Raw genomic sequence first — 12,144 nt, 5'->3', positions numbered from 1 at the left:
CTCAGCTGCTGCTGCAACTGCGTTAACTTTCCAAATGGGTGAAACAGCTACTGATACTATTGCGACAACTGCTGGTGTTCAATCTACTACAACAGGTTTAACACTTGATACTATTGCTGCTGATGTTTTAGTTTCGGCTACGTTTAATGCTGCTTATGCTAGAAACTCTTTGGATGATGTTGATAGTGCTTTAAATACTCTAAATGGATGGAGAGCAGACTTCGGTTCTACTCAAAACCAATTAGAATCAGCTATTAGAAACCAAATGACTCAGCAAACTAATATTAAAGCTGCTGAATCTGTTATTAGAGATGTTGATTATGCTGCTGAAAGTGCTAATTTCAACAAACAAAATATTATTGCGCAAGCTGGTACTTATGCTATGAGTCAAGCTAATAATGTACAACAAAATGTTATGAGATTACTTCAATAAGCATTTTTCTCTTCGCAAAAGATCTAAAATTAGATCTTTTGCATTTTATAACTTATTTTTATGTCGTATTTTATTTGATTTTATGTACAATCTAAATACTTATAGTAGGGGTATTTAATGGAAGATGAATTAGTAGATTTAAATAATAACTTAATTAGTTTGTACTTAAAAAATTTAGAATTTTTAAAGAAAAACCATAAAAAAATATATGATAAAGTAGAATTTCTATCTGAAAATATTCAAAATGGAACTTATAAAGAAAAATATTCATTAGAGTATAAAGAAGAAGGCTATTTTGATATTTTAAATTTAGAAACAAATGAGTTTATTTATGGATTTAATAGTTATCAAGAAGCAGATAAAAGAAGGGATCTTGCCAACTTTAAAAAGACACACTCTTTAGATTTACTAAGAGTAGACCCTAACACCCAAAAATTTGCTTTAATGGGTTCATTGGGAGATACAACAGAACTAGTTACTTATTTAAATGGATTAATTGATTTTAAAGATATTACATTTTCAAAGATATTCAAATATATTTTTATTGGTGTAGGAGTTGGTGTACATATACACGAAATATATAAAAAAATCAATTCAATGAACACTTTAATAATTGAACCTGAAATTGAACTATTTAGACTATCTTTATTTACTATTGATTACTCAATATTTGAAGAAGGTAATAAAAAACTTTTTATTTCAATAGGACATTCTGAAACACAAAGACAAAGAGACTTAGAAGAATTCACAAACTATCATGGCTACATGAACTATAATATTAAACATCATCTTTTTTGGATTGAATATGAATATATTCTAAATGAAATTATAGATTTTTATTCACACACACATGCAGCAGCATTTTCTTATGGAATAATTCTTCAAGTATTTACAAGAACAATAGACTTTATGCATAGAAAGTTTAATTTTTTAAAGAAAAATTTAGTTGAAGAAGTAAAACCTCTTAAAGATAAAAAAGTTTTAATTGTAAGTGGTGGGCCATCTGTTGACAAGCATATTGATTGGATTTATGAAAATCAAGATAAATTTATCATTTTATGTGTAGATGTTATTTTAAAAAAACTTGAGTCTCATAAAATTACTCCTGATATTGTTGTATCAATAGACCCTTCTCATTTAGTTGCAGACTTTTTTAAAACGCAAGATAAAGATTTTTTAAAAAATAGTGCTATTATATTTTTATCTCAACAAGAAGAGAGTGTAATTGAAACAGTAAAAGATCTTAATGTATACTTTTCACAAGTATTTTATTTATCAGAAGAACTTGGATACTCATTCTCACTACCAAATGTAGGAACATTCTCTTTAGCTATTTCTCTATTTTTAAATGCAAATGAATTATACCTAGTTGGTAGTGATGCAGCTTTTGATCAAGAAACAGGAAGTAGATATTCAAAAGGAAGTTCTGTTTCTCAAACTCATGATTTAAAAAGTACAAATGATTTAGTTAAAGAAGGGATTATATCTTCTGATGATATTTTAGAAGTAAAAGGTAATCTACGAGAAAAAGTTAAAACAAATAGAAGTTTATTGACATTCAAAAGAGATTATGAATCATATTTACATGGTTTTGATAGAGAAAAAAATGTTTTTAATATTTATAACTTATCAGATGGAGCTTATATTGAAGGATTAATCCCAACAAAAGTAGAATCAATTGATACTAAATCACTTAAAGAAAAAGATTTCAATGCTAAAGAGATTATAGATTCCATTTCAATATCTGATATATCAGATATTAAATTTGAAGATGATATTCTTATAATTAATAGAATCATAAATAAAGTATCTAAATTTAAAAAACAAAAAGTTTCAAATAAAGATGATTTTTTAAAAAAGAAATTAGATATTATGATTTGGATATTAGAACAAAATAAAATTATGTCAAAACATATATTTGGTAATATTTTTCTAAAGTTTATTGAACTTATTGATATTTATATTAATTTCACATTAAATTTAAAGCAAGAAGGACTTAATAGTCCTAAGAATCTAAATTCTATTAAGAACTATTGGTCAGATGCCTTAATAAAACTTCTTAAAGAGCTTAAACAAGCAATAAAAGACACTTAATTAAGTGTCTTTTATAAGTCCATATAAAACTATATCTAAATAACTACCTTCTTTAAAAATTGCTTCTTTTAAAACACCCTCTTTTTTCATGTTTAACTTAGTAGCAAGTTTTTGCATTGAAATATTTTTTTCACTTGTACCACAATAAATCCTATGTAAATTTAAACTATTAAAAGCATGGTCAATTATTAATTTAGAAGCCTCATAAGCTAAACCTTTACCATGATAATCTTTTTCACCCATTATTATGGCAAACTCTGCATTTGAGTCTATATAGTTTATATTTTGAATACTAACATTACCAATGTGCTTATCATCTTCTTTTGAACAAATAGCAAGAACCAGATTATTTTTGGAACTATTGATACTTTGTATATACTCTCTTGTTTTTTCTTCTGTATTTACAAACCTATGATGAGCATTATATTTACAAACTTCTTCATCATTTAACCAATTTACATAATTACTTTTTGCATCTTCTAAAGATAAAGGTCTTAAATAAATTTTACTTGCTTCTAAAAATTTTCTACTCATTTATTTGCCTTAATAGTTGTTTTAATTTATTTTTTGAATCTATTAGTTTTATATTCTTTGGTATTTTAATATTTGCTTTTACTTGAATACTAACTGTTGGTTTACCCAATAAAAGTGATTCTTTAAAGACAGAAGAATTAATACCAAAAACTACTTTACAATTATAAAGAACTTCATGAAGATCAAACTCTTTTAAATATATATTTAAATTTTTATAATTATTTATTATATCATCAAATTTATTTTTATTTTCAGCAGGATGAAGTTTTATGAAAATTTTTGTAGTATTTTTTTCTTCTTCCATACTATCTAAAAATAGTTTTAAAGAATCATATTCATTAAATCCAAACTTATCGCCATAAAGCTCAAGAATATATTCTGACAAAAATAAAAAATACTTTCCTTTATTTTCTAAAATAAGTTCATCTTTTGTTTTCAATTGAGGATAAAAAACTTCTTTTATATATTTTATATATAAGTCTTCTTTAAACTCAACTCTTTTTCGAATTCTGTTATCTATGATTTCTTCAGGGGTTTGGCTATATATGACATCAGGAAGAAAAGACTCTTCCAAAAAAACATTATTAAGACAAAATCTTTTTTCTAAATTTAACACTGAGTCTAAAAAACAAAAAACCTCTAAGCCTTTCTTTTTTGCTTCAATTAACTTTTCTATTTCATAATCAGAATGAATTCCAGATGTAGATATTATAATCTTATCATTATTTTGTAAAATTGCTTTACTTTTATTCACTAAAAAAGGAATATGTTTATTGAAAATATTAATTGCAGGGCCTTGTGGATAACATTCTACCTTATAACCTTTTTTATACATAAAATATGCATAAGCCATTACCAGATTTGCACCACCTGCATCGTAAGAAAAAACTTTTATTTTTTTATTTAAGTTCATCTAAATTTTCACATACTTTTATATATGCATTTATTACATCATTTATATCTTCTTCATCCAAAGGACTTCTTGTAAAATCATGTGTCCAAAGTGTCTTATGATGAAATTTTTCTACATTTGGACAAGTTCCTTTTTCATAAGATATTTCATCTTTAAAAGCAAAACCTTGTTTATTATATGCAATTTTCTTTTGAAACATAGGTAATAAATAAATAGGTTTAACATAACCTTGACCTATAGGCACTCCCTCATTTTCTCTTCCTTCAACTGGTTCAAGTTCTGCTTTAACAGCAGTAATAAATTTATTTCTAGAAACCTGTGCTATATCTTCTAAAAACTCAAAAGCTTGAACATAATAAGAGTGTGTTCTTTTATCTAGTTTAGTTGTTTTAATAAAAGGATATTTGCTAAAAGCATCATCATACATTTTTGCATATTTTTGTCTTATTTTTAATTCATCATCAAGTTTTTTAAGCTGTTCAATTCCTATTGCAGCTTGAATTTCTGTAAGTCTAAAATTAAAACCTAACATATTTTCAAGTTCATCTTCACCTTTATTTTCAACTACAGATTCAGCATGATTTCTAATTAATTGCATTTTATTAGCTAATTTATCATTATTTGTTGTACAAACTCCACCTTCACCTGTATGAATATGTTTATGATAATTTAAACTAAAAACCCCAATATCTGCTATTGTACCAACATATTTATTATCATATTTTCCACCAGGTGCTTGTGCACAATCTTCTATAACATATAAATCATGCTCTTTTGCTAAACTCATTATTTCTTTCATATTAGAAGGACAACCAAAAATATGTACAACAACTATAGCTTTTGTATTTTTTGTTATAGCTTTTTTTAATGATTCAATACAAAAAGAGTAAGTATTATCTTCTAAATCACAAAATACAGGTGTTGCATTCCAAAACACAGGTGCACTTGCAGAAATAGACATTGAGTATGCAGAGACTATTACCTCATCACCATGTCCAATACCACAAGCACCTAAGGCTGTAATTAACCCTGATGTATTTGAGTTTACAGAAATAGAATGTTTTACTGAAAAATATTCACTCCAAAGTTTTTCAAACTCTTGAACTTTTTCTCCCCCATAAAAATCTTCATGCCATGCTCCTAAATATTTAGAAAGAACACCTTTTTGCATAACCTTTGTTACTTCATCTATTTCTCTTTGATCAATATTATTATATCTTTTAAATAGTTTTGTTCTTACTTTATTTCCACCATTTATAGCTAACTTAGACATTACTATTCCTTGCTGTTTAAAATATTTGTTATTAATTCTAAATTCTTAAGTTCATTCTCAAAAGAAGCATCATTTTGTTTATTTTTACTAATTTGTAAAAATATATCATCATAAACATTATAAATTAGCTTCTTTGATATTGTTTCTTTCTCATTTATATTTTTATCTACAAACTTATACTCTTTATACTCTTCACTATTTACAATATTTTTATAATAAATCGTTTGTTCACTATTTATATAATTTACAACTTGATTTTCAAAATAAAAATCCATCTCAATAATATTGTATTTTGTATGATTTAAAGCAATAAAATATATAGGAATAATTCTATTTTTATACTCTATTTTAAAAAAAATATCATAAGACTTATCTTCACCTAAACCAAGTGTTTCATCTAATATTTTTGACTCAACTAATTTTGGATTATCAAATAAATAATTAATTAAATCAATAAAATGTGAACCATTATTTTTTAAACCCTTTACATAATTCAAAGTTATTTTCTGTAAGTTTTTTAAACTTTCATTTTCAATTTTATCTTTTAAATTTTTAAGTGGCTCTTGAAATCTTCTAATATAATTTACAACTATTTTATCTTTAAAAAAACAATCTAAAGATTCATAATCTTTAAGATTATAAAAAAGGGGTTTTTCTACTAAAAATTTTTTTATATGATTACATTTTTTAAAACTACTTAAAATCTTAAAATGTGTATTTGTAGGAGTAGCTATTACTAAAATATCTATATCTTTTTTATCAAGCAATTGTAAATAATCATTATAAAATTCCACATCTTTAAAAAATGTTTTTACCTTAGATAAATTTCTATCATCTATATCAACAACATATTTTAAAGTAAAATCTTTATGAAGGAATATAGCTTTTATGTGAGAATATGCTGTTTCTAAATCTTTACTATAATCAAACAGTAAAGAGATATTACCTATTCCAATAATAGCAACATTTAACATCAACTAAGACCTTTTCTTTTGATCTCTTTGTTTATCTCCAATAAACTTGGTTTACTTTTTACATAAGAAATTAACTCTTCAATAGTAAAATAATCATTTTTAAAATAGTTCATTATTTCATTTATTAATCTATAATCTTCTTTAGTATCTAAGGTTACTGATAGTTCAGGAAAATATAATTGTTCAGAAGCTTCAATATTAAAAGTCTTAAATTTATTTGTAGTATAAAATTCTGGTGTTACGTGTTCTTTATCCATATCACTTAAATCTTTTTTTGATATTTGCTCTAAGGCTTTTAGAGAATATACTTGTATTGCCATTCCAATAGGAAAAGTACTTTTAATACTATTACTAACATAATCATAACTATTATTCAAATACACTTGTACAGCTTCATCCACTAAAACAGGATCAATAAAAGGACAATCTCCTGTTAATTCTACTATTATATCTGAGTTAAATTCTTGATGAGCTTGTAAAACTCTTTCAAAAACATTATTTTCACTTCCTCTAAAATATTTAATATTCTTTGATTTACATAACTCAACAATAGGATCATCATCTTTATTTATTGTTGTAGCAACAATAATATCAGAAATATATTCACATTTTAAAAGTCTATTTATCATTACTTCTAATACCGTACTATCACCAAGAGGTTTTAATACTTTTTTAGGAAGTCGAGAAGATGTCATTCTTGCTTCAATTGATATATTTATATTCATAACTGTTTCTATTTTTGGAGTAAATACATTTGATCAATTAAACTACTATCATCACTATATGAAACCTTTAATTCATCAATTTGTTTTAAATCATTTTTTCTTTCTTTAAAGAGTTTCATAAAGTCAGCTTTCCACATTAAATCTTTATTACCTTGATAAAGTAAATCTGTATATTCTTGTGCATAATATTCAAATCCCCAAATATAATTTTTTGAGACTCTGTAAATTTCATCTATGGCATTGCCAATATTTTTAGGAGATATATGAATTAATACTCCACTTGTAAATACTACATCAAAAAAACCATCTTTAAAAGGAATATCTAAAGCATCACCTTTTATTATATTTAAATTATCGGCTCTTTTTTTAGCATAATTTATAGCTCTTTCTTGAATTTCTATACCATATAAGTTTGTAAATCCCATACTTTGAAGATGTAGTAACTGATTACCTATATTTGTTCCAACTTCCAAGATTTTAGCGTCTTTATTTATACTTTTTAAAAAACGACTATTTAAATCTGTTCTTGAAAAGTCATATCTATTTTTATAAAATTCATCTAATTGTTTAGGAGTATATATATTACGAGAAAGATATTTTGAACCAAATTCATCTTCCCATGTCTCTCTTTGATAAGTTTTTTCCATAAATTATCCTATTTTTTATATTTATATATTATATTTTCACTTTCTTAATATTAGTTTAATTAGTTTCTAGTCTATCTCCAAACTTATAATCTTTCTTTGATTTCTGACCTAATAGTTCATCTAAATATTTTGGATGCAACCCAAATCCTGGTCTTACACTTCTTATATTATCTAAAGTAAACTCTTCACCTTTTTTTATATCCTTTGAAACATATAAACTTCTTGAAAAAACTCTATTTTTTTTCTTTTTTTCTGTCATTTCATAAGTTACTTTTCCCAATAGCTTTTCAGTATCTCTTATTGAATTAACCATCTGTTTGAATTCTTCTTTATCCATAGAAAATTCTGCATCTGGACCACCAATACTTTTATCTAAAATAAAATGTTTCTCAATAACTTTTGCACCTAATGTTACAGCAACAATTGGAGCAGTTGAACCTAACGTATGATCAGAAAAACCACTTATTGTATTAAATGTTTGAGCTAAATTTGGTATAGTATTTAAATTAGCTTCCTCTAAAGCTGCTGGATAAGCACTTGTACATTTCAATAAAACAATATCTTCATTTCCAACACTTCTACAAATATCAACTACATCTTGTATTTCTTGTAAAGTAGCAATACCTGTAGAGATTATTATAGGCTTACCTTTTTGTGCTGTATATTTTACTAAGTCATAATCAGTTATTTCAAAAGATGCAATTTTATAAGCACTTGGGTTAAATTGCTCCAAAAAGTCAACTGCACTTTTATCAAAAGGCGTAGAAAAAATATCAATTTCTAAACTTCTAGCATAATCAAATAATTCTTTATGCCATTCCCAAGGAGTATATGCTTCTTTATATAAATTATATAAAGTTTTGTCATCCCATAAAGTACCACCTTTTATCACAAAGTCATCTCTATCACAATCTAAAGTTAAAGTATCTGCTGTATAAGTCTGAAGCTTGATTGCATTTGCTCCAACTTCTTTTGCAGCTTTTATAGTATCTAAGGCATTTTGTAAACTTCCATTATGATTTGCACTTAATTCCGCAATTATAAATGTTCCATCTTTTTTTAAATCAAATTTTCCTATTTTCATTTTTACTCTCTTCTTTATGAACTTTAAAAATATAATCTTGTCTTGTTTGTGAAGTATATATTTTTTTGTTTATATCAATTAGTTCTTGTTTAAAACAACTTTGTAAAATTAAACCATATTTTTTTGCTTTTTTTCAAAATCTTCTTTTTTTATATAATAGTGTTCTTTTACACCCAATATCATTTGCTCTTTTGAAAAAAGTGCCTTTAAAACACTTAATAAACTAGTAAAAAATAGCTAAACCCTCTATTTTTTAAGCCATAAACTAACCACTTAAAAATAGAATTACCATAAGACTTATCTTCAAACTCATTTAAAAAAGGTAACTCTCCAATATAAATAGTAGCATTATGTTTTGATACTTTACTTATATATTTTAAAGTGGCATTTACTTCCTCTTCACTTAAAAGTAATATGAAATATGTTAACTCTTTTCTTCCTTGCCTTCCAGAAAGAGAGTTTAAATCCTCATCTTTCGCTCTTAATTTATACTCATGAAGAAAAGATTTAGCTTTAAGTATTGGCAAAATTTCTTCCTTTTAAAATTATGTTTTTTGTATTTTCCAAGCCTTCATTAAAAAGTAAATCTAAAATTCCTAAATATGAAATAAAGTTGTCTCCTATTTGTTTATACATAGGATGCTCATAACACTGATAGACTATTTTTATATTTTCTTGTTGGAATTTATCTAAATATTTATCTAAATACTCTTTTGAACCGGATGCTGAAATATACTCATCACAAGATCTATTTAAACAAATATTTAAGATTAAGTCCCCTTTTAAACCACTTATATCTTTCAAATTTGAGGCTTTAATGAATTTTGTTTTTATGTTAAGTAATTTAGAAACCTCTTGAATAAAATTTATATTATATTCACATAAATAATCGGTTTTAAAAGATAATATATTAAAAATATTTTCACTTAATTCATCAAAATATTTTGCTTTTTTGTAACTATGTAGAAGTAGTTGTTTAAACTTTAATATAAAATCATAGTTTTCAAAACTTAACTTTATATCTTTTAAAATTGCTTCATTTCTATGTTTATCTTTTTTAATAGGAAGGGAAAACATATATTCTTTATCTTCAATTTTTAATTTATTTCTTACTTGCCAACTTCTTCTTGCTAATTGAACTGTATCTAAAAAAACAAATTCATCTACATAATCAATTAAATCAAAATATCCCATCCAAGGGATAAATGTTGGTTGCATTATTGCTAATTTCAATTTATCTTTCCCCATAAAATAATATCAGAGTTAAACACTAAAGTATTATTTTCTTGTAAGTTCTGAAATTCATTATGAAAAACAAAATACTCTTTTAACTTTAGTTGCTCTTTTAACATATTAACTAATTCATATTCACTATAAAATTTATTTATACAAGAAGCTTCTGATGTTACAGTATAGTCATCTGGCATCTGAAAAGTATTATATTCAATTTGTTCACCAATTCCATATCTAAAATCTTTTGGTTCTCTACATCTTATAAAAAAAGAAGCATTAGCTTTTATATTTTTATTGTTTTTCATTATCTTAAAAAACTCTATTAAATCTTGTTTTTTTATATAATTTACAACATTTGGAAGTAAAAAAACTTCTATTTGTAAATTCTTATTATTTTTAGCAAAAGTCAACATATCACTTTTAATAAATTCATAAGAAGCATTAGCTTTCATTTGACTAAAATTAAACTTCGCATTAGATATAGACTCTTCATCAAAATCAATACCTACTACATCAAAATTATATTCGTAAGGAAGAGATAAATTATTACCATTTCCACAACCAAATTCAAAAAACTTTAATCCACTTCTTTCATGAAATCTATTTTTAAAAAAATATTTTATGAAATATTCATCAGGATACTTCAATCCTTTTATATCTTTTATTCTCATTTTAACCTCAACAAATAAATTTAGTTTTCACTTTTTTCTATTTTTAAAATATATTTTTTACCATGCACATAAAAAAAAGCTGGAAACTCTTCATTATCCACAATTCTTAATAAATTAAATTGTTCTTTTATAGTTTTATTTATATCAAGTTCACTATTAAAAGGGCTTCTTTTATTATAAAAACTCTCTTTCCCTTTTTGAGGACTTGGTATTTTATATTTGTCATAGTTTTCTAAAAAGTCCATACACATCTCAATAATTAGCAATGCTTGTTTATTTCTCAACTCTTTATTTAATTCATAGCCTGTTAACTTTAAGTGTTTTTGCATATAAATATCACCATCATCTATATTACTTGTAGCCTCAAACATAGTAAAAGGTATATTATTTTTACCTTCTAAAACTTGCCAAAACATAGGTGCCCAACCTTTACCCTGAGGTAAAGCACTAGCATGAACTACAATATTATGAAGATGTTTGTCTAAATAGTTTTTTTCTATTAATTTATGATAACTTAAAATAAAAACTAATTCATAACTTTCATCTATATCTTTATGATCAAAAAAAACCTCACAATTTTCTATCTTGTCTTTTAATATTTTGGCATAAGGGATAAACCATTGATTCAAAGAGGTTAATACAGCTACTTTCATTTTACACCTTTTTTAAGATTTTTACACATTTTTTTAACTTCTTTGTATTAAATTTTTTCAATACTAAATAAGAATTATCTTTTAAGTATTTATAAATATCATTTTGATTATCTGCTGTTTTTATAGCAATAAAAGGTAGATTCATAAAATATACCTCATTTAAAATTACACTTGCACTAACTATTGCAAAATCACTTTTTCTCATAAGTTTTGCCATTTTATTTGTATCTATAAAAAGTTTGATAAAAGTATTGTCTTTACAATATTTTTCTAATTCATTTAAATTTTTATTAGCACTTGTTGTTACTAAAAACACATTGATATTATCAAATTCTTTTAATACTTCTAAGATTTTAATATTTATATTACTATGATCAGTTCCACCTATAGCTAAAAAGATATTTGTTTTAATACTTGTTTTTTTAATATTTTTATTTTTATACTTATAAAACTCTTCTCTTAGTAATGTAAATTCAGCCCCACATTTAAGTTCACAAGTTTTAGGAACTAAACTTTTATACTTTTTTTCATTTGCACTAATATTATGATTTATTAAAATATCACAATAGTGTTTCTCATAAGTATCATCTAAACAAACTAGCTTTATATTTGTTTGCTTTTTTATTTCTTTTTCTTGTTCATACTTTATTTCATAATTATCAACAACTAATGTATTTATTTTTTCTTCTTTTATTAAAAAAATAAGTTCTTGTATATCTTTTGTTTCTAAAATATATACAAAAAAACCCTCTTCTTTAATTTTTTTATTTAAGTTACCTTCTAAATCCAAAGTAGCAAAATATACTTCATAGCTTTTTTTTCTATACTTTTTTGCTAAAACCAAAGTTCTCATTATATGACCATGTCCAATAGCAAATGAAGAATCTGCTCTTATTAAAACTCTTTTCAT

The 12,144-nt window shown here is 24.6% G+C and carries 14 protein-coding genes; 2 read left to right on the top strand and 12 right to left on the bottom strand.

Going from position 1 to position 12,144, the window contains the following annotated elements:
- Both ACH5BH_RS12410 and ACH5BH_RS12405 read left to right on the top strand, forming a co-directional pair.
- Positions 1-433: flagellin (locus ACH5BH_RS12410; RefSeq protein ID WP_423298570.1), on the top strand; the 433-nt coding region annotated here is incomplete at its 5' end.
- A 117-nt stretch (positions 434-550) separates the two neighbouring features.
- Positions 551-2,527 carry a motility associated factor glycosyltransferase family protein gene (locus ACH5BH_RS12405; protein ID WP_404307575.1) on the top strand — a complete coding sequence of 659 codons (1,977 nt, stop codon included), beginning with the start codon at positions 551-553 and terminating at the stop codon, positions 2,525-2,527.
- Here the strand turns inward: ACH5BH_RS12405 and ACH5BH_RS12400 are convergent, their stop codons facing one another.
- From ACH5BH_RS12400 to pseG, 12 genes are all read right to left on the bottom strand, one after another.
- On the bottom strand, positions 2,528-3,061 hold the full coding sequence (locus tag ACH5BH_RS12400; RefSeq protein WP_404307577.1) for a GNAT family N-acetyltransferase: 534 nt from the start codon (positions 3,059-3,061) through the stop codon (positions 2,528-2,530).
- Complete coding sequence (locus ACH5BH_RS12395) at positions 3,054-3,974, bottom strand: capsular polysaccharide export protein, LipB/KpsS family (protein WP_404307579.1); 921 nt, start codon at positions 3,972-3,974, stop codon at positions 3,054-3,056. The genes ACH5BH_RS12400 and ACH5BH_RS12395 overlap by 8 nt, the downstream gene beginning before the upstream one ends.
- Positions 3,961-5,247: a DegT/DnrJ/EryC1/StrS family aminotransferase gene (locus tag ACH5BH_RS12390; protein WP_423298569.1), complete on the bottom strand. Its 1,287-nt coding sequence runs from the start codon at positions 5,245-5,247 to the stop codon at positions 3,961-3,963. Before ACH5BH_RS12390 ends, ACH5BH_RS12395 begins: the two co-directional genes overlap by 14 nt.
- Before the next feature lie 2 nt (positions 5,248-5,249).
- Positions 5,250-6,221 carry a Gfo/Idh/MocA family protein gene (locus tag ACH5BH_RS12385; protein ID WP_423298568.1) on the bottom strand — a complete coding sequence of 324 codons (972 nt, stop codon included), beginning with the start codon at positions 6,219-6,221 and terminating at the stop codon, positions 5,250-5,252.
- Positions 6,221-6,946, bottom strand: a complete 726-nt coding sequence (locus tag ACH5BH_RS12380; RefSeq protein ID WP_423298567.1) for a cytidylyltransferase domain-containing protein — start codon at positions 6,944-6,946, stop codon at positions 6,221-6,223. The genes ACH5BH_RS12385 and ACH5BH_RS12380 overlap by 1 nt, the downstream gene beginning before the upstream one ends.
- Positions 6,947-6,954: 8 nt before the next feature.
- Positions 6,955-7,593, bottom strand: coding sequence for a pseudaminic acid biosynthesis-associated methylase (locus ACH5BH_RS12375; RefSeq protein WP_423298566.1), 639 nt, complete (start codon positions 7,591-7,593; stop codon positions 6,955-6,957).
- 55 nt (positions 7,594-7,648) lie between these two features.
- Positions 7,649-8,677 carry a pseudaminic acid synthase gene (gene pseI / locus ACH5BH_RS12370; protein ID WP_404307589.1) on the bottom strand — a complete coding sequence of 343 codons (1,029 nt, stop codon included), beginning with the start codon at positions 8,675-8,677 and terminating at the stop codon, positions 7,649-7,651.
- Positions 8,678-8,892: 215 nt separating this feature from the next.
- On the bottom strand, positions 8,893-9,204 hold the full coding sequence (locus tag ACH5BH_RS12365) for a hypothetical protein (protein ID WP_423298565.1): 312 nt from the start codon (positions 9,202-9,204) through the stop codon (positions 8,893-8,895).
- Positions 9,191-9,910 carry a WbqC family protein gene (locus tag ACH5BH_RS12360; protein WP_423298564.1) on the bottom strand — a complete coding sequence of 240 codons (720 nt, stop codon included), beginning with the start codon at positions 9,908-9,910 and terminating at the stop codon, positions 9,191-9,193. Before ACH5BH_RS12360 ends, ACH5BH_RS12365 begins: the two co-directional genes overlap by 14 nt.
- Complete coding sequence (locus ACH5BH_RS12355) at positions 9,907-10,581, bottom strand: methyltransferase domain-containing protein (protein WP_423298563.1); 675 nt, start codon at positions 10,579-10,581, stop codon at positions 9,907-9,909. The genes ACH5BH_RS12360 and ACH5BH_RS12355 overlap by 4 nt, the downstream gene beginning before the upstream one ends.
- Positions 10,582-10,601: 20 nt before the next feature.
- Entirely contained in the window at positions 10,602-11,234 is a 633-nt protein-coding gene (locus ACH5BH_RS12350; RefSeq protein WP_423298562.1) for a formyltransferase family protein, read from the bottom strand.
- 1 nt (position 11,235) lies between these two features.
- Entirely contained in the window at positions 11,236-12,144 is a 909-nt protein-coding gene (pseG, locus tag ACH5BH_RS12345) for a UDP-2,4-diacetamido-2,4,6-trideoxy-beta-L-altropyranose hydrolase (RefSeq protein ID WP_423298561.1), read from the bottom strand.

It is taken from the genome of Arcobacter rhizosphaerae (assembly GCF_049472155.1).
In the GTDB taxonomy this organism is placed as follows: Bacteria; Campylobacterota; Campylobacteria; order Campylobacterales; family Arcobacteraceae; genus Arcobacter_B.
The sequence above is the reverse complement of the archived record's forward strand: the minus strand, read 5'-3'. Positions and strand labels throughout refer to the sequence as shown.